Raw genomic sequence first — 24,599 nt, forward strand, 5'->3', positions numbered from 1 at the left:
AATCACCTTTTAAACCAGGCCGAACAGCGTCAACAGCAGGTCGATAACCTTGATACCGACGAAGGGCACCACCAGTCCGCCCAGGCCGTAAATCCACAGGTTACGGCGCAGCATGGCGGCCGCCGTGAGCGGCTTATAGCTCACGCCTTTCAGCGCCAGCGGGATCAGGAAGACAATAATCAGGGCGTTAAAGATGACTGCGCTCAGAATGGCCGAGGCCGGAGAGTGCAGGTGCATCACGTTCAGGGCGTTTAACTGCGGATAGGTCGCGGCAAACGCGGCCGGAATGATGGCGAAATACTTCGCCACGTCGTTGGCGATACTGAACGTGGTCAGCGACCCGCGCGTCATCAGCATCTGCTTGCCGATGTGTACCACTTCGATCAGCTTGGTCGGGTTAGAGTCGAGGTCGACCATATTGCCCGCCTCTTTTGCCGCCTGGGTACCGGAGTTCATTGCCACCGCCACGTCGGCCTGCGCCAGGGCAGGGGCATCGTTGGTCCCGTCACCCGTCATCGCCACCAGACGGCCTTCCGCCTGATACTGACGAATCAGTGCCAGCTTGGCTTCCGGTGTGGCTTCGGAAAGGAAATCATCCACGCCCGCTTCGGCGGCAATCGCCGCGGCGGTAAGACGGTTATCCCCGGTGATCATTACCGTTTTGATCCCCATCTTACGCAGCTGGGCAAAGCGCTCCTTGATACCGCCTTTGACGATATCCTTCAGCGCAATCACCCCCAGCACATGGGCCCCTTCTGCCACCACCAGCGGCGTCGCCCCCTGACGGGCCACGCTTTCGACCAGGCTGTCCACTTCCGGCGGGAAGTGACCGTTGTTAGCCTCGATGTGGCGGCGGATGGCGTCAACCGAGCCTTTACGGATCATGCGATCCTGAATGTTAATGCCGCTCATGCGGGTTTGCGCCGTGAAGGGCACGAACGTGGCGTGCAGGCTCTGAACGTCGCGCTGGCGCAGGTTAAAGCGCTGCTTGGCGAGGATCACGATACTGCGGCCTTCCGGGGTTTCATCGGCAAGGGATGAGAGCTGCGCGGCATCTGCCAGCGTTTTTTCATCCACGCCCGGGGCGGGTAAGAAATCTGACGCCTGACGGTTACCGAGGGTGATGGTCCCGGTTTTATCCAGCAGCAAGACGTCCACGTCACCGGCAGCTTCCACCGCACGCCCGCTGGTGGCGATAACGTTGGCACCGAGCATACGGCTCATGCCGGCCACGCCGATGGCCGACAGCAGGCCGCCAATGGTGGTTGGGATCAGACAAACCAGCAGCGCCACCAGTACCGTGACGGTGACCGCGGTACCGCCATAGGCAGAGAATGGCCACAGCGTCGCGGTTGCCAGCAGGAAGACGATGGTCAGGGCCACCAGCAGGATGGTCAGGGCAATTTCGTTTGGCGTTTTACGACGCTGGGCGCCTTCCACCATGGCGATCATCCGGTCGAGGAAGGTTTCACCCGGGTTAACGCTGCACTGGATCACCAGCCAGTCGGAGAGAATGCGCGTCCCGCCCGTCACGGAGGCGAAATCGCCGCCGGACTCACGGATCACCGGCGCGGATTCGCCGGTGATGGCGCTTTCATCCACCGATGCGCCCCCTTCAATGACTTCGCCGTCGCAAGGGATGATGTCACCGGCTTCCACCAGCACCACATCGCCTTTACGCAGTTCATCCGCCGGAACATGGTCCATCTGCGCGCCGTATTTCGGTTCACGTAGCTTGCGCGCGAAGGCGGTTTTTTTCACCCCTTTCAGGCTGTTGGCCTGAGCTTTACTCCGGCCTTCCGCCAGCGCTTCCGCAAAATTGGCGAACAGCACGGTAAACCACAGCCACAGGCTGATGGCACCGGTAAACATCGCATTCCCCGGCATGTGGCCCGTTCCCATGGCAATCGCCAGGCCGGTGGTCAGGACGCTTCCCGCCCAGACAATAAACATCACCGGGTTGTGCCACTGCACGCGCGGGCTCAGCTTTTTCACCGCATCCATGAGCGCCTGACGAACTAAGGACGGTTCGAACAGGGCCAGTTGTTTACGACTCATGACAATTTCTCCGCAAAATCAGCGTAAAGAGAGGTATTCCGCGACCGGGCCTAACGCGAGGGCGGGGATAAAGGTCAGGGCGCCGACCAGTAACACGGTGCCCGTCAGCAGGCCGATAAACAGCGCGCCGTGGGTCGGTAACGTCCCGGTGGTGGTCGGTTGGATTTTTTTGTTCACCAGCGATCCGGCAATCGCCATAACCGGCACAATGATCCCGAAGCGACCCACAAACATGCAGAACGCCAGCAGGCAGTTCCAGAACGGTGAGTTGGCGCTTAAGCCTGCAAAGGCGCTGCCGTTGTTGTTGGCGGCAGAGGAGACGGCATACAGCACTTCACTGAAACCGTGAATGCCAGGGTTAAAGATGCCGCTGCACCCGGCCTCGGTCATCAGAGCCAGCGCGGTGCCGAGCAGAACAAGCGCCGGAGTGACCAGAATCGCCAGAGCGGTTAATTTCATCTCGCGAACGTCGATTTTTTTACCAAGATATTCCGGGGTGCGGCCAATCATCAGACCGGCAATAAACACCGCCAGCAGCACGAACAGCAGCATGCCGTAAAGACCGGAGCCCACGCCGCCAAACACCACTTCGCCAATCTGCATCAGCCACATCGGGATCATGCCACCCAGCGCCGTAAAGGAATCGTGCATGGCGTTGACCGCCCCGCACGAGGCAGCCGTGGTGACCACCGCATACAGGCTGCTGGCGAGAATGCCAAAGCGGCTCTCTTTACCTTCCATGTTGATTGCGCTGTCGGCACCCATTGTCAGGAAGTGCGGATTACCCTGCCATTCGGCCCACATCACCAGCGCAACACAGACCACGAAGATAAGTGACATGGTCCAGAGCAGGGTGCGCCCCTGACGGCGATCGTTGACCACGTCGCCAAAGGCAAAGCAGAGCGCGGCGGGGATCAGAAAAATCGCCAGCATCTGCACAAAATTGGTCAGGGCGGTAGGGTTTTCAAACGGGTGCGAGGAGTTGGCGTTGAAGAAGCCCCCGCCGTTCGTCCCGAGCATTTTGATGGCTTCCTGCGACGCCACTGGCCCCATCGGCAGGAGCTGTTTTGCGCCTTCCAGCGAGGTATAAGGCGTGTAAGGCATCAGGTTTTGCAGGGTGCCCTGCTGAATAAAGAACAGCGCGATCAGCAGCGCAATCGGCAGCAGGATCCACAGCGTAATGCGCGTCAGATCCACCCATGCGTTACCCAGCGTGCTCACTTTCTGGCGCGCAAACGCACGCGTCAGCGCGAAGATCACCGCAATACCGCTCGCGGCAGAGAGGAAGTTCTGCACGGTTAACCCGACCATCTGGCTGAAGTAGCTGAGTGTGGTTTCACCGGAATAGGACTGCCAGTTGGTGTTGGTGACAAAACTGACAGCCGTGTTCAGCGCAAGATGCCAGGACAGGCCCGGTAACTGTTGCGGATTCAGCGGCAGAATGCCCTGCAACATCAGCATGGCAAAAAGCGCAATGAGACCAACGATATTCAGCAGCAGAATGGCGATCAGATAGTCACGCCAGTTCATCTCCCGATCGTCTATTCCCAGTACGCGCCAGATCCCTTTTTCAACGCTTCCCGTGCCGGGCAGGGGAACGTTATTGATTAGCCGTGCCAGCCCCGAGCCCAGTGGCCTTGCCAGCACGAACAACACCACCAAGAAACTGGCAATAAGCAAAAACGCCTGAGCAGCCATCAGAATGCCTCCGCATTAATCAGGGCATAAACCAGATAACCCAATAACAGGAACACCAGCACGATGCCGGCAATAAGACCTGCACTCACAATCCACCTCCGGGTGACTTTCGTTGTTGTACTAACGGTAGGATTTCTGGCGCAAAGATTTCGCAAAAATGGAGAAGGCGGGTGTAAAAAAAGTATAAAAATGGCAAAGCCCACAATTTAACTATTGATAAGTAAATCGTTAACTTTTTTGTAACTTAATTACGGTGTGAGTGTAAATTTTTGCTAAACGGACGAAAATAAGTGGTCGGATGAGTAGTAAAATTACAAACAAAGCGATATTATTTTAGCCAGGTCACAGATTTTGAATTTTCCGGATGACGTTTCCGGCCAACTATAGGGGAGAAAAATATGGATCTTTATAAAGAGTATCCGGCTCATATCGTGTTCATGCGCCGCGCTTTCGCCGTAGTGGCTGGCGTGCTGGCTCTGCCGGTGATGCTGTTCTGGAAAGATCGTGCACGTTTTTATAGCTATCTGCACCGCGTCTGGGCGAAAACCAGCGAGAAGCCGGTGTGGATGGATCAGGCCGAGAAAGCGACCTGCGATTTTTACTAAGACTACACACAGCAATAAAAAAACCGCCAACAGTAATGTGGCGGTTTTTTTGTCCCTCGGGATTCGCGGTCCGTTGGGTGGTTTTCAAGCCCTCGTCAGAGGCTTAAAAGAATATCTCGGGTCCTTAAGTAATCAAACTGCAACTCCCTAAATATATTCTTAAAAACCTTTTCGGTGGATTACGTTTTACGCCAGGGCCAACTACTATGCAGCGTCCCTTTCCGCCATCTCGCACGGCCTTTTTTATTTCATCCCGTCTACACTTCATGGCAAAGTAGTTCAATGCATGCTTTTTCCTTTTACAGCATGCCCTTACGGACATAATGGACAATAGCCTGGAGTTTTATGCCCACCCATCTGGTTTGGTTTCGCGCGGATCTGCGCGTACATGACAATATCGCCCTCGCGGCGGCCTGCCGCGCCAAAGACGCTAACGTACTGGCTCTGTTTGTGGCTACGCCCGGGCAGTGGCGGCAGCATGATATGGCGCCACGCCAGGCGGCCTTGCTGCGTGCGTATCTGACCGAACTGCAGCATTCGCTTGCTGGAAAAGGCATACCGCTTCTCTATAAAGAGGTGAGTGATTTTGCCGCACAGCTGCAGACGGTGCAGGAGACCTGTAAGCAGCACAACGTTACGCATCTTTTTTACAACTATCAGTACGAATTCAACGAGCAGCAGCGCGACCGTCAGCTGGAGAAGGAGCTGCAGGATGTGGTCTGTGAAGGATTTGATGACAGCGTGATGCTGGCGCCGGGCAGCGTGATGACCGGCAACAGTGAGATGTATAAAGTTTTCACACCGTTTAAAAATGCCTTTATCAAACGTCTGAAAGAGGCGTTGCCGGAGTGCGTTGCCGCGCCTGCCGCGAGGGGCGAACCCCTGAAGGACCTGCCTGAACTGACGTTCGATTATCCTCAGCAGCCGTTTGATAAAGCGCTGTTCCCCGCCGATGAGAAAGCAGCCATCGCCCAACTGCGCCAGTTCTGCAAACAGGATGCGGCCAACTACGACGCGCGGCGGGATTTTCCCGCCATCGAGGGCACCAGCCGCCTGTCGGCCTGTCTGGCACTGGGCGCGATCTCTCCTCGCCAGTGTTTACATCGTCTGCTGGCTGAGCAGCCGCAGGCGCTGGAGGGCGGCGCTGGGTCCGTCTGGCTGAATGAACTGATCTGGCGTGAGTTTTATCGCCATCTGATGACGTATCATCCCGATCTCTGTAAGCATCGTCCGTTCATTCCCTGGACCGACAACGTAAAATGGCAGCACGACGAGGCACTTTTACAGGCCTGGCAAACAGGGCAGACGGGCTATCCGATAGTCGATGCCGCGATGCGTCAGCTCAATGAGACCGGGTGGATGCACAACCGCCTGCGAATGATTACCGCCAGCTTTCTGGTGAAGGATCTGCTTATCGACTGGCGTATCGGAGAGCGCTATTTTATCTCTCAGCTGATCGATGGCGATCTTGCCGCGAATAACGGCGGCTGGCAGTGGGCAGCCTCAACGGGCACCGATGCGGCTCCCTATTTCCGGATTTTTAATCCAACCACTCAGGGACAAAAATTTGATGAGGACGGCGAGTTTATCCGCCGCTGGGTCCCTGAACTTAAAGAGATACCGGCTAAAGCGATCCACGAACCGTGGGCATGGGCGGATAAACAGCGTGTAAAACTGAATTATCCCCGTCCGATTGTCGATCATAAACAGGCGCGTGTCGCCACGCTGGCTGCGTACGAAGCGGCCCGCAAAGCATAAGAGAGTGATGATGAAAAACAGCGAACTGGAACGCCTGATTAACGAAAAACTGAACAGCGCCTCCTTCAGCGATTACGGCCCGAACGGGCTCCAGGTCGAAGGACGCGAAACGGTGCAAAAAATTATCACCGGCGTCACGGCAAGCCAGGCGCTGCTGGACGAGGCGGTCCGTCAGAACGCTGATGCGGTGATTGTCCATCACGGTTACTTCTGGAAAAACGAATCGCCGATTATTCGCGGCATGAAGCGCAACCGCCTGAAAACGCTGCTGGCAAATGACATTAACCTGTACGGTTACCACCTGCCGCTGGATGCGCACCCGGAGCTCGGTAACAACGTCCAGCTGGCGCAGCTACTGGGCATTACCGTGTTGGGCGAAATTGAGCCGCTGGTGCCGTGGGGCGAACTGGCGATGCCTGTTCCGGGGCTGGAGCTGGCCTCGTGGATTGAAGCGCGCCTGGGGCGTCGTCCGCTATGGAGCGGTGATACCGGCCCGGATACGGTGAAGCGTGTGGCCTGGTGCACCGGAGGCGGGCAGGGCTTTATCGACAGCGCCGCGCGTTTTGGCGTCGATGCTTTTATCACCGGCGAGGTGTCCGAGCAGACTATTCATTCGGCGCGTGAGCAGGGTCTGCATTTTTACGCGGCAGGCCATCATGCCACCGAGCGCGGCGGCATTCGCGCCCTCAGCGAGTGGCTGACGGAAAATACCGATCTGGATGTGACCTTTATTGATATCCATAACCCGGCCTGATGAGAGGTGCCTGAGTGCAGCGAGCGCGTTGTTATCTTCTGGGAGAAACGGCAGTGGTTCTGGAGCTCGAGCCGCCGGTGACCCTTGCCACGCAAAAGCGTATCTGGCGGCTAACCCAGCGTCTGGTCGATCTGCCGGAAGTGGTTGAAGCCATTCCGGGGATGAATAACATCACCGTGGTGCTGCGTAGCCCGCATACGCTGGCGCTGGATGCCATCGAACGTTTGCAGCGCTGGTGGGAAGAGAGTGAGGCGCTGGAGCCGGAATCGCGTGCCATCGAGATCCCGGTCGTGTATGGCGGTACGGGGGGACCGGATCTTGGCGTGGTGGCGGACCACTGTGGTTTAACAGCAAAGCAGGTTGTTGAGCTGCACAGCTCGGTTGACTACGTGGTCTGGTTCCTGGGGTTTCAGCCCGGATTCCCGTATCTGGGCGGATTATCCCCTCAGCTGCATACGCCACGTCGTGCCGAACCGCGCCTGAGCGTACCGGCGGGGACGGTGGCTATCGGCGGCGAGCAGACTGGCGTTTATCCGCTGACATCGCCCGGCGGCTGGCAGCTTATTGGGCATACCACCACACCCTTATTTGACCCGGGGCTGGAGACGCCAATACTCCTGCGTCCCGGCGATACCCTTCGCTTTATCCCGCAGAAGGAGGGGGTATGTTAACGCTTATTCGCGCCGGGCTTTATACCTCCGTACAGGATGCGGGCCGCTTTGGTATGCGCCAGTCTGGCGTGAGCTATTGTGGCGCGCTGGACAGGCCTGCGCTGGAGATTGCTAACGTGCTGGTGGGCAACCCCGGCAATACGGCCGCGCTCGAAATTACGCTCGGCCAGTGCGTCATTGAGTTTAGTCAGGAGACCTGGTTTGCCTTAACTGGCGCAGGGTGTGACGCGACGCTGGATGGTAAAGCGGTCTGGACCGGCTGGCGGCTGCGGGCGAAAGCCGGACAGCGTCTGACCTTAAAGCGTCCTTTGCACGGTGTACGTAGCTATCTCGCAGTGGCGGGCGGCATCGACGTGCCTGAGGTGCTGGGCTCATCCAGTACCGATCAGAAAGCCGGGATCGGCGGTCATGAAGGGCGTTTGCTGCGCGACGGCGATCGGCTGGCAATCAAGCCCTCGGCACGCCATTTCTCGACCGCGCAGGGCGTAAAACAGCTGCTGTGGGGAAACCAGATCCGCGCCTTACCGGGGCCGGAATATCATGAGTTTGACGAGGCTTCCAAAGAGTCCTTCTGGCGCTCGCCGTGGAAGCTCAGTCCGCAGAGTAACCGCATGGGCTACCGTCTTCAGGGGCAACCGCTGACCCGCACGACGGACCGGGAACTGCTCTCCCACGGTTTACTGCCTGGGGTTATTCAGGTTCCAGGCAACGGGCAACCGATCGTGTTAATGAACGACGCGCAGACGACCGGCGGTTACCCGCGAATTGCCTGCATCATTGAAGCCGATCGCTACCATCTGGCACAAATTCCTCTCGGGCAGCCGATTCACTTCGTGCAGTGTTCACTGGAAGAGGCGCTGAAGGCGCGGCAGGATCAGCAGCGTTATCTCGAACAGCTGGCGTGGAGGCTTGATGGTAAAGATTGATTTGAATGCCGATCTGGGCGAGGGCAGCAGCGCCGATGCGGCGCTGATGACGCTTGTCACCTCAGTCAACATCGCCTGTGGCTTTCACGCGGGCGATGCGCAAACCATGCTGGAGAGCGTGCGTAATGCCATCAAAAACGGCGTCGCGATTGGCGCTCATCCGAGCTTCCCTGACCGGGAAAACTTTGGCCGCACGGCGATGGATCTGCCGCCGGATACGGTCTACGCTCAGGTGCTCTACCAGATCGGCGCGCTGGAGGCGATGGTACGCGCTGAGAACGGTGTCATGCGCCACGTGAAGCCGCACGGCATGCTCTATAACCAGGCGGCAAAAGAACCGGCGCTGGCGGAAGCGATTGCTCGCGCGGTACGCGATTGTAACCCGCAGCTGATCCTTGTGGGGCTGGCAGGCAGCGAGCTTATTCGCGCCGGCGAGCTTCTGGGGTTAACCACGCGGCAGGAGGTCTTTGCCGACCGGGGTTATCAACCCGATGGCAGTCTTGTACCGCGTACACAAGCTGGTGCGTTGATAACGGACGAAGGTCAAGCGCTGGCGCAGACGCTGGAGATGGTGCGCGCCGGGCGAGTGACCGCCGTGGATGGCACATCGGCGCACGTTCAGGCTGATACGGTGTGTTTACACGGCGACGGCGAGCATGCGCTCCAGTTCGCGCGCCGCTTGCGGGCGGCGTTCTCTGAAGAGGGCATTCTGGTCAGCGCAGAATAATCATGAAAGGACAATAACATGCCAGAAGGTCCGGAGATCCGCCGCGCGGCGGATAGCCTGGAGGCGGCGATAAAGGGCAAACCGTTGACGCATGTCTGGTTTGCTTTTCCTCAGCTAAAACCGTTTGAATCACAGCTGGTGGGGCAGACGGTGACCCATATTGAAACGCGCGGCAAAGCGTTGCTCACGCATTTTTCCCATAACCTGACGTTATATAGCCATAACCAGCTTTACGGCGTCTGGCGCGTGGTGGAGGCGGACGAGCAGCCGCAAACCACCCGCGTGCTGCGCGTCAGGCTGCAAACGGCGGATAAAGCGATCCTGCTTTACAGCGCGTCGGATATCGAAATGTTAACGCCGGAGCAACTGCTGACGCACCCGTTTCTGCAGCGGGTCGGGCCGGACGTGCTGGACATGCGCCTGACGGCGAGCGATGTGAAGGCCCGGCTGTTATCACCTAAATTCCGTAACCGGCAGTTTTCCGGCCTGTTCCTTGACCAGGCGTTTCTGGCCGGGCTCGGCAACTACCTGCGGGTGGAGATCCTCTGGGAAGTCGGGCTGGCGCCGCAGCACAAAGCGTCCCAACTGAATGATGAACAGCTGGAGGCGTTATCCCACGCGCTGCTGGATATTCCGCGGCTGTCGTACAACACGCGCGGCGTGGTGGATGAGAACAAGCATCACGGGGCGCTGTTCCGGTTCAAGGTGTTTCATCGGGCGGGAAAGAAATGCGAAAGGTGTGGTGGCATTATTGAGAGAACCACTCTCTCTTCACGACCGTTTTACTGGTGTCCCGGGTGCCAGATGTAAAAAAGCCGGGTGGCGGCTACGCCTTACCCGGCCTACGTTTCACACTTGTAGGCCCGGTAAGCGTGAGCGCCACCGGGCTTAACTTTTAGCGCTTCAGGTCAGACTTAAAATCACGCTGCTCGTAGCCGGTATACAGCTGACGAGGACGGGCGATTTTCATGCCTTCGCTGTGCATTTCGTTCCAGTGCGCAATCCAGCCTACGGTACGGGCCATGGCGAAGATGACGGTGAACATGGAAGACGGAATGCCCATCGCTTTCAGAATAATGCCAGAGTAGAAATCGACGTTCGGGTACAGTTTCTTCTCGATGAAGTACGGGTCGTTCAGCGCGATGTGTTCCAGCTCCATCGCCACTTCCAGCAGGTCATCTTTGGTGCCCAGCTCTTTCAGCACTTCGTGGCAGGTCTCACGCATGACGGTGGCGCGCGGGTCGTAGTTTTTGTAAACACGGTGACCGAAGCCCATCAGGCGGAAGGAGTCATTCTTGTCTTTCGCACGACGCACGAACTCAGGAATGTGCTCAACGGTGCTGATCTCTTCCAGCATCTTCAGTGCCGCTTCGTTCGCGCCGCCGTGCGCCGGTCCCCACAGGGAGGCGATACCCGCAGCGATACAGGCGAACGGGTTCGCGCCTGAAGAGCCCGCGGTACGGACGGTAGAGGTAGAGGCGTTCTGTTCGTGGTCAGCGTGCAGGATCAGAATACGGTCCATCGCACGTTCCAGTACCGGGTTCACTTCGTACTCTTCGCACGGCGTGGAGAACATCATGCGCAGGAAGTTACCCGCGTAGGAGAGGTCGTTGCGCGGATACACAAACGGCTGGCCGATGGAATATTTGTAGCACATCGCCGCCATGGTAGGCATTTTGGACAGCAGGCGGAACGCCGCGATATCACGGTGACGCGGGTTATTCACGTCAAGGGAGTCGTGGTAGAACGCCGCCAGCGCACCGGTAATCCCGCACATCACCGCCATTGGGTGAGAGTCACGACGGAACGCATGGAACAGACGGGTAATCTGCTCATGGATCATGGTGTGACGGGTCACGGTGGTTTTGAATTCATCGTACTGGGCCTGCGTCGGTTTTTCGCCGTTCAGCAGGATGTAGCACACTTCCAGATAGTTGGATTCGGTGGCTAACTGATCGATGGGGAAGCCGCGATGGAGCAGGATACCTTCGTCACCGTCAATGTAGGTGATTTTGGATTCGCAAGATGCGGTAGAGGTAAATCCAGGGTCAAAGGTGAACACACCTTTAGAACCCAGCGTACGGATATCAATAACATCCTGACCGAGCGTGCCTTTTAGCACATCCAGTTCAATAGCAGTGTCACCATTTAGGGTGAGCGTTGCCTTTGTATCAGCCATTTACGGTCTCCTTAGCGCCTTATGCTTAAGACTGCGCTTCACCGGATTTGCTTTCAGCTGTAAATCACCGTTACCAGATTGTTATTTGGCTTACCGCTCAGCTCACGAGGACAAACCAGGGTACAGAGCTATGGCGCCTTGCAGGTAAACGAATGAAATATCAGTGAAACAACAGCAAATCAGCGTTTTTGCAGTCCGAATTATTCAAACCTGTATATCACTAATAACTGTCCTGATAACTTCGGTCAATACCATCACACTGTTACATAACTATTTGTCAGGTGAAAGTGAGACCTCATAACTTTTGCGCATTATATGCCTTTTCTGATGACGTTTGTAACAATATTGTTTAACATTTGTCAAATCAGATGATTAAAAATTAAAAAGATGTTGTTATCGTGACCCTGATCACTGTTCCAGAGAAAACCCGACAAACTGTATGTAGGTTAATTGTAATGATTTTGTGAACGGCCTATACTGCCGCCAGGTCTCCGGAACACCCTGCAATCCCGAGCCACCCAGCGTTGTAACGTGTCGTTTTAGCATCTGGAAGCAATGTTTTGCATGACGCGCAGTTATAGAAAAGGAACGCTGCTTGACCCGCATCGCAGTCCGGAGGAAGGAAACAATAAGAACAGCATGTGGGCGTTATTCATGATAAGAAATGTGAAAAAACAAAGACCTGTCAATCTGGATCTCAAAACGATCCGGTTCCCTGTAACAGCAATAGCGTCCATTCTGCACCGTGTTTCTGGTGTGATTACGTTTGTGGCGGTCGGTATTTTGCTGTGGTTACTGGGCACCAGCCTCTCTTCCCCTGAAGGATTCCTCCAGGCCTCTGCCATCATGAACAGCTTCTTCGTGAAATTCATCATGTGGGGCATTCTGACCGCGCTGGCGTACCACGTCGTTGTGGGTGTTCGCCATATGCTGATGGACTTCGGCTACCTGGAAGAAACGTTCGAAGCCGGGAAACGCTCCGCTAACATTTCATTTGTGATTACAGTCGTGCTTTCACTTCTCGCAGGAGTTCTCGTATGGTAAGCAACGCCTCCGCATTAGGACGCAACGGCGTACATGACTTCATCCTGGTCCGTGCTACCGCCATCGTTCTCACCCTTTACATCATCTATATGATCGGTTTCTTCGCGACCAGCGGCACGCTGACGTGGGAAATCTGGAGTGGGTTCTTCGGATCCGCCTTCACCAAAGTGTTCACCCTGCTGGCTCTGTTCTCCATCCTTATTCATGCCTGGATTGGTATGTGGCAGGTGTTGACCGATTACGTTAAACCGCTGGCGATTCGCCTCCCGCTGCAGCTGGCCATTGTGGTTGCACTGGTGGTTTACGTTATTTATGGATTCGTTGTGGTGTGGGGTGTGTAATGAAACTGCCAGTCAGAGAATTTGATGCTGTTGTGATTGGTGCCGGTGGCGCAGGTATGCGTGCCGCACTGCAAATTTCCCAGAGCGGCCAGACCTGTGCGCTGCTCTCTAAAGTATTCCCGACCCGTTCCCACACCGTGTCTGCGCAGGGCGGTATCACCGTTGCGCTGGGTAACTCCCATGAAGACAACTGGGAATGGCACATGTATGACACGGTAAAAGGTTCCGACTACATCGGCGACCAGGATGCCATCGAATATATGTGTAAAACCGGCCCGGAAGCGATTCTGGAGCTGGACCATATGGGTCTGCCGTTCTCCCGTCTGGAAAATGGCACTATCTATCAGCGTCCGTTTGGTGGCCAGTCGAAAAACTTCGGCGGCGAGCAGGCGGCACGTACCGCGGCGGCGGCTGACCGTACCGGTCATGCGCTGCTGCATACCCTGTATCAGCAGAACCTGAAAAACCACACCACTATCTTCTCCGAGTGGTATGCACTGGATCTGGTGAAAAACGCCGATGGCGCAATTGTTGGCTGTACCGCGCTGTGCATCGAAACCGGTGAAGTGGTTTACTTCAAAGCCCGCGCGACCGTGCTGGCGACCGGCGGCGCAGGCCGTATCTATCAGTCCACCACTAACGCCCACATCAACACCGGTGACGGTGTCGGTATGGCTATCCGTGCGGGCGTGCCGGTGCAGGATATGGAGATGTGGCAGTTCCACCCAACCGGTATCGCCGGTGCGGGCGTTCTGGTAACAGAAGGTTGCCGCGGTGAAGGTGGTTACCTGCTGAACAAACACGGCGAGCGCTTTATGGAGCGTTATGCCCCGAATGCGAAAGACCTGGCGGGTCGTGACGTGGTGGCGCGTTCCATCATGATCGAAATCCGTGAAGGCCGCGGCTGTGATGGCCCATGGGGTCCACACGCGAAGCTGAAACTCGACCATCTGGGTAAAGAAGTGCTGGAATCCCGTCTGCCGGGCATCCTGGAACTCTCCCGCACCTTTGCACACGTCGACCCGGTGAAAGAGCCGATTCCGGTTATCCCAACCTGCCACTACATGATGGGCGGTATTCCGACCAAAGTGACCGGTCAGGCGCTGACCGTGAACGAGCAGGGCGAAGACGTGGTTATTCCTGGTCTGTTCGCGGTAGGCGAAATTGCCTGCGTATCCGTACATGGTGCAAACCGTCTGGGCGGCAACTCCCTGCTGGACCTGGTAGTGTTTGGTCGCGCAGTGGGTCTGCATCTGCAGGAATCTATTGCCGAGCAGGGCGCGCTGCGTGACGCAACCGACGACGAAATTGATGCCTCTCTTGAGCGCCTCAACCGCTGGAACGGTAACCGTAACGGCGAAGATCCGGTGGAAATCCGTAAAGCGCTGCAGGAGTGCATGCAGCACAACTTCTCGGTATTCCGTGAAGGCGATGCGATGGCCAAAGGCCTTGAGCAGCTGAAAGCTATCCGCGAGCGTCTCAAAAATGCCCGTCTGGACGACACCTCCAGCGAGTTCAACACCCAGCGCGTTGAGTGCCTGGAGCTGGATAACCTGATGGAAACCGCGTTCGCGACGGCAATGTCGGCAAATTTCCGTACCGAAAGCCGTGGCGCGCATAGCCGCTTCGACTTCCCGGAGCGTGATGACGAAAACTGGCTGTGCCATTCCCTGTATCTGCCAGAGTCGGAAACCATGACGCGTCGTAGCGTCAATATGGAACCGAAACTGCGTCCGGCGTTCCCGCCGAAGATTCGTACTTACTAATGCGGAGACAGGATAATGAAACTCGAATTCTCAGTTTATCGTTATAACCCGGATGTTGATGACGCTCCGCGCATGCAGGACTACACCCTGGAAGCGGAAGAAGGTCGCGACATGATGCTGCTGGATGCCTTAATCCAGCTGAAAGAAAAAGATCCAACGCTGTCGTTCCGCCGCTCCTGCCGTGAAGGGGTTTGTGGCTCTGACGGGGTGAACATGAACGGCAAAAATGGCCTGGCCTGCATCACGCCAATTTCAGCGCTGCAGCGTCCTGGTCAGAAAATTGTTATCCGTCCTCTGCCAGGCCTGCCGGTTGTGCGTGATTTGGTGGTAGACATGGGGCAATTCTATGCACAATATGAGAAGATTAAGCCTTACTTATTGAATAATGGGCAAAATCCACCCGCTCGCGAGCACTTACAGTCTCCAGAGCAGCGTGAAAAACTCGATGGGTTGTACGAGTGTATTCTCTGCGCATGCTGTTCAACGTCCTGCCCGTCGTTCTGGTGGAACCCGGACAAGTTTATCGGCCCGGCCGGTCTGCTGGCTGCCTATCGCTTCCTGATCGATAGCCGCGACACCGAAACCGACAGCCGTCTGGAAGGACTGAGTGACGCTTTCAGCGTATTCCGCTGCCATAGCATCATGAACTGCGTCAGTGTGTGTCCGAAGGGGCTGAACCCGACGCGCGCCATCGGCCATATTAAGTCGATGCTGCTGCAGCGCAGTGCGTAAGTAAATTTGCCGGATGGCGCTGCGCTTATCCGGCCTACGAAACTGTAGGCCCGGTAAGCGTAGCGCCACCGGGCAAAATGCAGAAACCTTTAAAAACTGCCCTGTACTACCCTGAAGTCCAGACAGTTTCTAAAGGTTCCTTCGCGGGCCAAATGAAAAGAGCTCGCAGGTGAACCCCGGCACGTACACGCGGTGTGCGTGGTAGTTTCTACGGCGAAAGTAAGCATAAAAATGCTTAAGGGATCACGATGCAGAACGGCGCAATGAAAGCCTGGCTGGACTCTTCTTACCTCTCTGGTGCGAACCAGAGCTGGATAGAACAGCTCTATGAAGACTTCTTAACCGATCCTGACTCAGTGGACGCAAACTGGCGTTCCATGTTCCAGCAGTTGCCTGGCACAGGGGTCAAACCGGATCAATTCCATTCCAAAACACGTGATTATTTCCGTCGTCTGGCGAAGGATGCCTCACGTTACTCTTCTGCGATTTCCGACCCTGACACCAATGCGAAGCAGGTTAAAGTCCTGCAGCTTATCAACGCTTATCGCTTCCGCGGTCACCAGCATGCGAATCTCGATCCGCTGGGACTGTGGAAACAAGACCGTGTGGCCGATCTCGATCCGGCGTATCACGATCTGACCGAGGCCGATTTCCAGGAAAGCTTTAACGTAGGTTCCTTTGCCATCGGCAAAGACACGATGAAGCTGGGCGATCTGATTGACGCGCTCAAGCAAACCTACTGCGGCTCCATCGGCGCGGAATACATGCACATTACCTCTACCGAAGAGAAACGCTGGATCCAGCAGCGCATCGAATCCGTAGCGGGCCACGCGACCTTCTCAGCTGACGAGAAAAAACGCTTCCTGAACGAACTGACCGCAGCGGAAGGGCTTGAGCGCTATCTGGGCGCGAAATTCCCGGGCGCAAAACGCTTCTCGCTGGAAGGCGGCGACGCGCTGGTACCGATGCTGAAAGAGCTGATTCGTCACGCAGGCAAGAGCGGTACCCGTGAAGTGGTACTGGGTATGGCGCACCGCGGTCGTCTGAACGTACTGGTCAACGTGCTGGGTAAAAAACCACAGGACCTGTTCGACGAATTCGCGGGCAAACATAAAGAACACCTCGGCACCGGCGACGTGAAGTACCACATGGGCTTCTCGTCTGATATCGAAACCGAAGGCGGTCTGGTTCACCTGGCGCTGGCGTTTAACCCGTCACACCTGGAAATCGTCAGCCCGGTGGTTATCGGTTCCGTACGTGCGCGTCTGGATCGTCTGGACGAGCCAAGCAGCAATAAAGTGCTGCCAATCACCATCCACGGTGATGCGGCGGTAACAGGGCAGGGCGTGGTTCAGGAAACCCTGAACATGTCGAAAGCGCGTGGTTACGAAGTGGGCGGTACCGTTCGCATCGTGATTAACAACCAGGTGGGCTTCACCACCTCTAACCCGCTGGATGCGCGTTCTACCCCGTACTGCACCGACATCGGTAAGATGGTACAGGCGCCGATCTTCCACGTTAACGCGGATGACCCGGAAGCCGTTGCTTTCGTTACCCGTCTGGCGCTGGACTTCCGTAATACCTTTAAACGCGATGTGTTCATTGACCTCTTCTGCTACCGCCGTCATGGCCACAACGAAGCGGATGAGCCAAGTGCAACCCAGCCGCTGATGTACCAGAAAATCAAAAAACACCCGACCCCTCGCAAAATCTATGCTGACAAGCTGGAGAGCGACAAAGTGGCGACGCTGGAAGATGCGACCGAAATGGTCAACCTCTACCGCGACGCGCTGGATGCGGGTGAATGCGTGGTGAAAGAGCTGCGTCCGATGAACATGCACTCCTTTACCTGGTCTCCGTACCTCAACCACGAGTGGGATGAGAGCTACCCGAACAAGGTTGAGATGAAGCGCCTGCAGGAGCTGGCTAAACGCATCAGCACCGTACCGGACGCTATCGAGATGCAGTCTCGCGTGCAGAAAATCTACGCTGACCGTCAGTCCATGGCGGCAGGCGAGAAGCTGTTCGACTGGGGCGGCGCGGAAACGCTGGCTTACGCAACGCTGGTTGACGAAGGCATTCCTGTTCGTCTGTCCGGTGAAGATGCGGGCCGTGGGACCTTCTTCCACCGTCACGCGGTTGTTCACAACCAGTCCAACGGTTCAACCTACACCCCGCTGCAGCACGTGCACAACGGTCAGGGCCAGTTCAAGGTCTGGGACTCCGTGCTGTCTGAAGAAGCGGTACTGGCCTTCGAATACGGCTACGCCACCGCTGAACCACGCACCCTGACCATCTGGGAAGCGCAGTTTGGTGACTTCGCCAACGGCGCGCAGGTGGTTATCGACCAGTTCATCTCCTCCGGCGAGCAGAAGTGGGGCCGTATGTGTGGCCTGGTAATGCTGCTGCCGCACGGTTATGAAGGACAGGGTCCGGAGCACTCCTCCGCGCGTCTGGAACGTTATCTGCAGCTCTGCGCCGAGCAGAACATGCAGGTCTGCGTGCCGTCTACTCCGGCTCAGGTGTACCACATGCTGCGTCGTCAGGCGCTGCGCGGTATGCGCCGTCCGCTGGTGGTGATGTCGCCGAAATCCCTGCTGCGTCATCCGCTGGCGGTGTCCAGTCTGGAAGAACTGGCGAACGGTACCTTCCAGCCGGCCATTGGCGAAATTGACGAGCTGGATCCGCAGGGCGTGAAGCGTGTGGTGATGTGTTCTGGTAAGGTTTATTACGACCTGCTGGAACAGCGCCGCAAGAACGATCAGAAAGATGTCGCCATCGTGCGTATCGAACAGCTTTATCCGTTCCCGCATCAGGCGATGCAGGAAGTGCTGAAACAATATGCTCACGTACATGATTTTGTCTGGTGCCAGGAAGAGCCGCTCAACCAGGGCGCATGGTACTGCAGCCAGCATCATTTCCGTGAAGTGATTCCATTTGGGTCAGCCCTGCGTTATGCAGGTCGCCCGGCCTCCGCCTCTCCGGCGGTAGGGTATATGTCCGTTCACCAGAAGCAGCAACAAGATCTGGTCAATGACGCGCTGAACGTCGATTAATTAAAGGATACAAAATGAGTAGCGTAGATATTCTTGTTCCCGACCTGCCTGAATCCGTAGCAGATGCGACCGTCGCTACCTGGCACAAAAAACCAGGCGATGCCGTTAAGCGCGATGAAGTGCTGGTAGAAATCGAAACTGACAAAGTGGTACTGGAAGTACCGGCTTCGGCGGATGGCGTTCTGGACGCGGTGCTGGAAGATGAAGGTACCACCGTCACCTCTCGTCAGATCCTGGGTCGCCTGCGTGAAGGCAACAGCGCGGGCAAAGAGTCCAGCGCGAAGTCTGAAGAGAAAGCCTCTACGCCGGCTCAGCGCCAGCAGGCTTCTCTGGAAGAACAGTCTAACGACGCCCTCAGCCCGGCGATCCGTCGCCTGCTGGCTGAACACAGCCTTGACCCGGCAGCCATCAAAGGCACCGGTGTGGGCGGTCGTCTGACCCGCGAAGACATCGACAAACACCTGGCGAAAGCGCCTGCTCAGGCAGAAGCGAAAGCCCCTGCGGCAGCACCAGCAGCTCAGCCTGCTCTGGGCGCCCGCAGCGAAAAACGCGTGCCGATGACTCGCCTGCGTAAGCGCGTGGCCGAGCGTCTGCTGGAAGCGAAAAACTCCACCGCGATGCTGACCACCTTCAACGAAGTGAACATGAAGCCAATCATGGACCTGCGTAAGCAGTACGGTGACGCGTTTGAAAAACGTCACGGTATCCGTCTGGGCTTTATGTCCTTCTACGTGAAAGCGGTAGTTGAAGCGCTGAAACGCTACCCGGAAGTGAACGCGTCTATCGATGGCGATGACGTGGTTTACCACAACTATTTCGACGTCAGCATGGCGGTTTCTACCCCACGTGGCCTGGTAACGCCAGTTCTGCGTGATGTGGATACCCTGGGGATGGCTGACATCGAGAAAAACATTAAAGAGCTGGCTGTTAAAGGCCGCGACGGCAAGCTGACCGTAGACGATCTGACCGGCGGTAACTTCACCATTACCAACGGCGGTGTATTCGGCTCGCTGATGTCTACCCCGATCATTAACCCGCCGCAGAGCGCGATCCTGGGTATGCATGCCATTAAAGATCGCCCGATGGCGGTAGACGGTAAAGTTGAGATCCTGCCGATGATGTATCTGGCGCTCTCTTACGACCACCGCCTGATCGACGGCCGCGAGTCCGTGGGCTTCCTGGTAGCGATTAAAGAGCTGCTGGAAGATCCAACGCGTCTGCTGCTGGACGTCTAGTGACTATTTAGCATCACCTGCCCTGTAGGCCGGATAAGCGTAGCGCCATCCGGCACACAGACTGCGCCGGTCTACAGGTTTGAAGATAACGATTACCCTGAAGGATGGATAGAACACATGAACTTACATGAATATCAGGCCAAACAGCTGTTTGCCCGGTATGGCTTACCGGCTCCGGTGGGTTATGCCTGTACTACCCCGCGTGAAGCAGAAGAAGCTGCATCTAAAATCGGTTCCGGCCCGTGGGTAGTTAAGTGTCAGGTTCACGCTGGTGGCCGTGGTAAAGCGGGCGGTGTGAAGGTTGTTAAGAGTAAAGAAGAGATTCGTGCGTTTGCTGAACATTGGCTCGGCAAGCGTCTGGTGACCTACCAGACAGACGCGAACGGCCAGCCGGTTAACCAGATCCTGGTTGAAGCGGCGACCGACATCGCGAAAGAACTGTACCTGGGCGCGGTTGTTGACCGTAGCTCCCGTCGCGTGGTGTTCATGGCGTCTACCGAAGGCGGCGTGGAAATCGAAAAAGTGGCGGAAGAGACCCCGCACCTGATCCACAAAGTGGCTATCGATCCGCTGGCGGGCCCAATGCCTTACCAGGGTCGCGAGCTGGCGTTCAAACTGGGTCTGGAAGGTAAACTGGTTCAGCAGTTCACCAAGATCTTCATGGGTCTGGCAACCATCTTCCTGGAGCGCGATCTGGCGCTGATCGAGATTAACCCGCTGGTGATCACCACCCAGGGCGACCTGATCTGCCTCGACGGCAAGCTGGGCGCTGACGGCAACGCGCTGTTCCGCCAGCCGGATCTGCGCGAAATGCGCGATCAGTCCCAGGAAGATCCGCGTGAAGCGCAGGCTGCACAGTGGGAGCTGAACTACGTGGCGCTGGACGGCAACATCGGCTGCATGGTTAACGGTGCGGGCCTGGCGATGGGCACCATGGACATCGTTAAGCTGCACGGCGGTGAGCCAGCAAACTTCCTCGACGTGGGCGGTGGCGCAACCAAAGAGCGCGTAACCGAAGCGTTCAAAATCATTCTCTCCGACGACAACGTGAAGGCCGTTCTGGTTAACATCTTCGGCGGTATCGTCCGTTGCGACCTGATCGCCGACGGTATCATCGGTGCGGTAGAAGAAGTGGGTGTTAACGTTCCGGTTGTTGTGCGTCTGGAAGGTAACAACGCTGAACTCGGCGCGAAAAAACTGGCTGACAGCGGCCTGAATATTATTGCAGCGAAAAGTCTGACGGATGCAGCTCAGCAGGTTGTTGCCGCAGTGGAGGGGAAATAATGTCAGTTTTAATTAATAAAGATACCAAGGTTATCTGCCAGGGCTTCACCGGTAGCCAGGGGACTTTCCACTCCGAACAGGCGATTGCTTACGGCACACAGATGGTTGGCGGCGTAACGCCAGGTAAAGGCGGCACCACCCACCTGGGCCTGCCGGTGTTCAACACCGTGCGTGAAGCCGTAGAAGCGACGGGCGCAACCGCGACCGTGATCTACGTTCCGGCTCCGTTCTGCAAAGACTCTATTCTGGAAGCGATCGACGCAGGCATCAAACTGATCATCACCATCACAGAAGGCATCCCGACGCTGGATATGCTGACCGTGAAGGTGAAGCTGGATGAAGCAGGTGTGCGTATGATCGGCCCGAACTGCCCAGGCGTTATCACCCCGGGCGAATGCAAAATCGGCATCATGCCGGGCCACATTCACAAGCCGGGCAAAGTGGGCATCGTGTCCCGTTCCGGTACCCTGACCTATGAAGCGGTTAAGCAGACCACCGACTACGGTTTCGGCCAGTCCACCTGTGTGGGCATCGGCGGTGACCCGATCCCGGGCTCTAACTTCATCGATATCCTGAAGATGTTCCAGGAAGATCCACAGACCGAAGCGATCGTGATGATCGGTGAGATCGGTGGTAGCGCGGAAGAAGAAGCGGCTGCTTACATCAAAGAACACGTGACCAAGCCAGTTGTGGGTTACATCGCGGGTGTGACTGCGCCGAAAGGCAAGCGTATGGGTCACGCAGGCGCGATCATCGCCGGTGGTAAGGGTACGGCTGATGAGAAATTCGCAGCGCTGGAAGCCGCAGGCGTGAAAACCGTTCGCAGCCTGGCGGATATCGGCGAAGCACTGAAATCCATCATTAAGTAAGTCCTCTCTGCTCCCCGAAAGGGGGGCGTTGAAGTATAAAAATGTCCGTTTCGACATGGTTGGCCGCTGTAAAGCGGCCTTTTTTATTGCCTGCGTCTGGCGACAAGCGTGAACTTGTAATCGTCGGTATTGAACACGTTGCGGCTGTATTCAAATACCCGTCCGTCCTTGAGAAACCCGCGGGAGACTTTTTCCAGGATCGGCTTTGCCGGATCGAGCGACAGCGCGGCAATCGCTTCCTCTGACGGCATGACTGGCACCAACTCCTGCTCGCTGCGATCGATAACCAGCTTTTTGATCTGCTCAACGTAGTGGTATTTCGAATTCTCCATCACTTCCCAGGTGAGGTCGGGGAACAGGGCTAGCGGCATCCACGTTTCTTCCAGATTTACCGGTTTTTGTTTGATAAAGCGGACGCGTTTGACGTGCCAGACTTTATCGTCAGGAGAGAGATTCAGCTTTTCGGCAAGTTTTGCATCGGCTTTCAGCACTTCGAAAATGCTCACCTCACTGTGGGTATCCACGTTCCGGTCCGCCAGTTTTTCGTAAAACCCGGTGAGCTGGTAAATATCGTAATTGACGCGCTCTTCTTTTACGTAGGTGCCGCTGCCCTGAATGCTCTCGACTATCTGCTCTTCCGTAAGCAGCTTCAGCGCCTGTCTCACCGTGACGCGACTCACGTTGAATGCCTCCTGAAGGCTGGACTCGGTCGGTAACGCATCGCCAGGTTTTAACTCTCCCGCACTGATTTTCTCGCGAAGCGCATCGGCTATTTGCCGGTACATCGGTTTGTTACTCATCGAATCTGCCTTTCTAATACCTTTTCATGGAATTATGCCTCCCACTTAAGATTTGTAAATAATACAAATTAAATACAAATTTGCATTGTTAGTGAAAGTGATCACATAAATGTATTGTGTGACCTGCCACAATTGCCGCCAGACAATAACAACTTATGTGTGAGGATCTTATGAACCTGACGACTTTGACCCACACCAGTGCTGTCTGCGTGCAGGCGCACTATGCCAGCCGTGATGAGGCCATTCGCCAGCTTGCGATGCGGCTGGTGGCGCTGGGCAAAATCACAGATGGCGATGCATTTCTGGCGGAGGTCTACCGTCGTGAATCGCAGGGGCCAACCGCACTGGGTGAAGGGCTCGCTGTCCCCCATGGTAAATCGAGCGTGGTGATCGAAGCGGCTTTTGCGGTTGCTACGCTAAGCGAACCGCTGGAGTGGGAGGGGGTGGACGGCCCTGAAAACGTTGAGCTAATCGTCCTGCTTGCCATTCCGCCTGCTGAAGCGGGATCCACGCATATCCAGGTGCTGACGGCGCTGACGTCTCGCCTGGCTGATGATGCCCTCCGGGAACGCGTTATGGCTGCAGCGACGGCGGAGGATCTGCTTGATGCGCTAAATGGTATCTCGCAGGAAGACGAGGTTGCCACATTGGTGAATGCACCAACCGTCATCTGTGTTACCGCCTGTCCGGCCGGGATTGCCCATACCTATATGGCAGCTGAGTACCTGGAAAAAGCGGGACGTAAGCTCGGCGTCAACGTGGTGGTCGAAAAGCAGGGGGCGAACGGCATTGAAGGGCGCATTACTGCCCAGCAGTTGCAGGAGGCGAAAGCGTGCATTTTTGCCGCAGAAGTGGCGATCAAAGAGAGCGAGCGCTTTCAGGGGATCCCCGCCATTTCCGTACCCGTCGCGGAACCCCTGCGCCATGCTGAAGCGCTGATTGAGCGCGCGCTGGCGCTAAAGCCCTCCACCGATGCGCGTCATGCGCAGGTCGATACCGAAACGAAAAAGAGCGTTAAAACTGAACTCAAGCAGGCGCTTCTGAGCGGCATCTCCTTTGCGGTGCCGCTGATTGTCGCCGGCGGTACGGTGCTGGCCGTATCGGTACTGCTGGCGCAAATCCTTGGCCTGCAGCACCTGTTTGACCAGGAAAACTCGTGGTTGTGGATGTACCGCAAGCTTGGCGGCGGCATGCTTGGCATTTTGATGGTGCCTGTTCTGGCAGCCTATACCGCTTACTCGCTGGCGGATAAACCCGCGCTGACCCCGGGCTTTGCGGCTGGTCTGGCTGCCAATATGATCGGCTCTGGTTTTCTCGGCGCTATCGTCGGCGGGCTGATCGCGGGCTACCTGATGCGCTGGGTGAAAAACCACATCCGGCTCAGTAGCCGCTACAACGGCTTTCTGACTTTTTATCTCTATCCGGTGATTGGCGTGCTGGGCGCGGGCAGCCTGATGTTGTTTGTGATCGGCGAACCGGTGGCCTGGCTCAATAACACGCTCACCGTCTGGCTTAACGGTCTGTCCGGCGCGAATGCGCTGCTTCTCGGGGCGATCCTCGGGTTTATGTGCTCATTCGATTTGGGTGGCCCGGTCAACAAAGCCTCCTACGCGTTCTGCCTTGGGGCGATGGCGAACGGGGTATACGGTCCCTATGCCATTTTTGCCTCCGTCAAAATGGTGTCGGCCTTCACCGTCACGGCGTCAACGTTGCTGGCCCCGAAACTGTTTAAACCCTTTGAAATTGAAACCGGTAAATCCACCTGGCTGCTCGGCCTCGCGGGCATCACCGAAGGGGCGATTCCGATGGCGATTGAAGATCCGCTTCGCGTTATTGGCTCATTTGTACTCGGCTCCATGGTAACAGGCGCGATTGTCGGTGCGATGGGGATCGGCTTGTCTACGCCGGGGGCCGGTATTTTCTCTCTCTTTTTACTTCACGATGCCGGGTTGAGCGGTGTGGTTGCGGCGGCGGGCTGGTTTGGCGCGGCGCTGGTGGGTACCGCTATCTCCACCTTTATTCTGCTGCTCTGGCGACGCCAGGCGGTGAAAAAGGGCAACTACGTCACTGAAGACGCCATACCGTAACAATGCACA

At 56.5% G+C, this 24,599-nt stretch carries 21 protein-coding genes; 16 read left to right on the top strand and 5 right to left on the bottom strand.

Annotated features, from left to right (window positions below; genetic code table 11):
• Positions 1-9: 9 nt before the first annotated feature.
• Genes kdpB through kdpF form a run of 3 tightly spaced genes read right to left on the bottom strand, consistent with a single transcriptional unit; the run spans position 10 to position 3,845 of the window.
• On the bottom strand, positions 10-2,058 hold the full coding sequence (gene kdpB / locus AC4IC4_RS06085; protein ID WP_024908809.1) for a potassium-transporting ATPase subunit KdpB: 2,049 nt from the start codon (positions 2,056-2,058) through the stop codon (positions 10-12).
• A gap of 18 nt (positions 2,059-2,076) precedes the next feature.
• Complete coding sequence (gene kdpA, locus AC4IC4_RS06090) at positions 2,077-3,756, bottom strand: potassium-transporting ATPase subunit KdpA (protein ID WP_491472352.1); 1,680 nt, start codon at positions 3,754-3,756, stop codon at positions 2,077-2,079.
• Positions 3,756-3,845 (bottom strand): K(+)-transporting ATPase subunit F, encoded by a 90-nt coding sequence (gene kdpF / locus AC4IC4_RS06095; protein ID WP_014069365.1) that lies wholly within the window; start codon positions 3,843-3,845, stop codon positions 3,756-3,758. Before kdpF ends, kdpA begins: the two co-directional genes overlap by 1 nt.
• Before the next feature lie 309 nt (positions 3,846-4,154).
• Between kdpF and AC4IC4_RS06100 the strand changes: the two genes are divergently transcribed.
• From AC4IC4_RS06100 to nei, 7 genes are all read left to right on the top strand, one after another.
• Positions 4,155-4,361: a YbfA family protein gene (locus tag AC4IC4_RS06100; RefSeq protein WP_013097552.1), complete on the top strand. Its 207-nt coding sequence runs from the start codon at positions 4,155-4,157 to the stop codon at positions 4,359-4,361.
• Between the two features lie 345 nt (positions 4,362-4,706).
• Entirely contained in the window at positions 4,707-6,119 is a 1,413-nt protein-coding gene (gene phrB / locus AC4IC4_RS06105) for a deoxyribodipyrimidine photo-lyase (protein WP_491472353.1), read from the top strand.
• A gap of 10 nt (positions 6,120-6,129) precedes the next feature.
• Positions 6,130-6,873 carry a type 2 GTP cyclohydrolase I gene (locus AC4IC4_RS06110; protein ID WP_491472799.1) on the top strand — a complete coding sequence of 248 codons (744 nt, stop codon included), beginning with the start codon at positions 6,130-6,132 and terminating at the stop codon, positions 6,871-6,873.
• Between the two features lie 14 nt (positions 6,874-6,887).
• Entirely contained in the window at positions 6,888-7,544 is a 657-nt protein-coding gene (pxpB, locus tag AC4IC4_RS06115; protein ID WP_407859591.1) for a 5-oxoprolinase subunit PxpB, read from the top strand.
• Complete coding sequence (gene pxpC, locus AC4IC4_RS06120; RefSeq protein ID WP_024908804.1) at positions 7,538-8,470, top strand: 5-oxoprolinase subunit PxpC; 933 nt, start codon at positions 7,538-7,540, stop codon at positions 8,468-8,470. The genes pxpB and pxpC overlap by 7 nt, the downstream gene beginning before the upstream one ends.
• Positions 8,457-9,197 (top strand): 5-oxoprolinase subunit PxpA, encoded by a 741-nt coding sequence (gene pxpA, locus AC4IC4_RS06125; protein ID WP_491472354.1) that lies wholly within the window; start codon positions 8,457-8,459, stop codon positions 9,195-9,197. The genes pxpC and pxpA overlap by 14 nt, the downstream gene beginning before the upstream one ends.
• An 18-nt stretch (positions 9,198-9,215) precedes the next feature.
• Positions 9,216-10,007 carry an endonuclease VIII gene (gene nei / locus AC4IC4_RS06130; RefSeq protein ID WP_032649518.1) on the top strand — a complete coding sequence of 264 codons (792 nt, stop codon included), beginning with the start codon at positions 9,216-9,218 and terminating at the stop codon, positions 10,005-10,007.
• A gap of 85 nt (positions 10,008-10,092) precedes the next feature.
• Here the strand turns inward: nei and AC4IC4_RS06135 are convergent, their stop codons facing one another.
• Positions 10,093-11,376 carry a citrate synthase gene (locus AC4IC4_RS06135; RefSeq protein ID WP_023310788.1) on the bottom strand — a complete coding sequence of 428 codons (1,284 nt, stop codon included), beginning with the start codon at positions 11,374-11,376 and terminating at the stop codon, positions 10,093-10,095.
• Between the two features lie 639 nt (positions 11,377-12,015).
• On the opposite strand from AC4IC4_RS06135, the gene sdhC reads away from it, so the two are divergent.
• The 8 genes from sdhC (at position 12,016) to sucD (ending at position 21,703) form a co-directional block, all read left to right on the top strand.
• Complete coding sequence (gene sdhC / locus AC4IC4_RS06140; protein ID WP_020684965.1) at positions 12,016-12,420, top strand: succinate dehydrogenase cytochrome b556 subunit; 405 nt, start codon at positions 12,016-12,018, stop codon at positions 12,418-12,420.
• Positions 12,414-12,761 carry a succinate dehydrogenase membrane anchor subunit gene (gene sdhD, locus AC4IC4_RS06145; RefSeq protein ID WP_008501088.1) on the top strand — a complete coding sequence of 116 codons (348 nt, stop codon included), beginning with the start codon at positions 12,414-12,416 and terminating at the stop codon, positions 12,759-12,761. Before sdhC ends, sdhD begins: the two co-directional genes overlap by 7 nt.
• The gene (sdhA, locus tag AC4IC4_RS06150) at positions 12,761-14,527 is read left to right on the top strand and encodes a succinate dehydrogenase flavoprotein subunit (RefSeq protein ID WP_024908800.1); all 1,767 of its coding nucleotides are present in this window, start codon (positions 12,761-12,763) and stop codon (positions 14,525-14,527) included. Before sdhD ends, sdhA begins: the two co-directional genes overlap by 1 nt.
• 15 nt (positions 14,528-14,542) lie before the next feature.
• Entirely contained in the window at positions 14,543-15,259 is a 717-nt protein-coding gene (sdhB, locus tag AC4IC4_RS06155; protein ID WP_008501090.1) for a succinate dehydrogenase iron-sulfur subunit SdhB, read from the top strand.
• Between the two features lie 248 nt (positions 15,260-15,507).
• On the top strand, positions 15,508-18,315 hold the full coding sequence (gene sucA / locus AC4IC4_RS06160; RefSeq protein WP_032649515.1) for a 2-oxoglutarate dehydrogenase E1 component: 2,808 nt from the start codon (positions 15,508-15,510) through the stop codon (positions 18,313-18,315).
• A gap of 14 nt (positions 18,316-18,329) precedes the next feature.
• The gene (gene odhB / locus AC4IC4_RS06165; protein WP_008501093.1) at positions 18,330-19,550 is read left to right on the top strand and encodes a 2-oxoglutarate dehydrogenase complex dihydrolipoyllysine-residue succinyltransferase; all 1,221 of its coding nucleotides are present in this window, start codon (positions 18,330-18,332) and stop codon (positions 19,548-19,550) included.
• A gap of 117 nt (positions 19,551-19,667) precedes the next feature.
• Entirely contained in the window at positions 19,668-20,834 is a 1,167-nt protein-coding gene (gene sucC / locus AC4IC4_RS06170) for an ADP-forming succinate--CoA ligase subunit beta (protein ID WP_006809579.1), read from the top strand.
• Positions 20,834-21,703, top strand: a complete 870-nt coding sequence (sucD, locus tag AC4IC4_RS06175) for a succinate--CoA ligase subunit alpha (protein WP_014169173.1) — start codon at positions 20,834-20,836, stop codon at positions 21,701-21,703. The genes sucC and sucD overlap by 1 nt, the downstream gene beginning before the upstream one ends.
• 83 nt (positions 21,704-21,786) lie before the next feature.
• On the opposite strand, the gene AC4IC4_RS06180 is transcribed toward sucD, so the two are convergent.
• Complete coding sequence (locus AC4IC4_RS06180; protein WP_491472355.1) at positions 21,787-22,503, bottom strand: GntR family transcriptional regulator; 717 nt, start codon at positions 22,501-22,503, stop codon at positions 21,787-21,789.
• 170 nt (positions 22,504-22,673) lie between these two features.
• Here AC4IC4_RS06180 and mngA point away from each other — a divergent pair, with 170 nt between their 5' ends.
• Positions 22,674-24,590: a PTS 2-O-a-mannosyl-D-glycerate transporter subunit IIABC gene (mngA, locus tag AC4IC4_RS06185; protein WP_491472356.1), complete on the top strand. Its 1,917-nt coding sequence runs from the start codon at positions 22,674-22,676 to the stop codon at positions 24,588-24,590.
• The last annotated feature ends 9 nt before the right edge of the window (positions 24,591-24,599 follow it).

Source organism: Enterobacter sp. Taxon_2 (genome assembly GCF_058355295.1).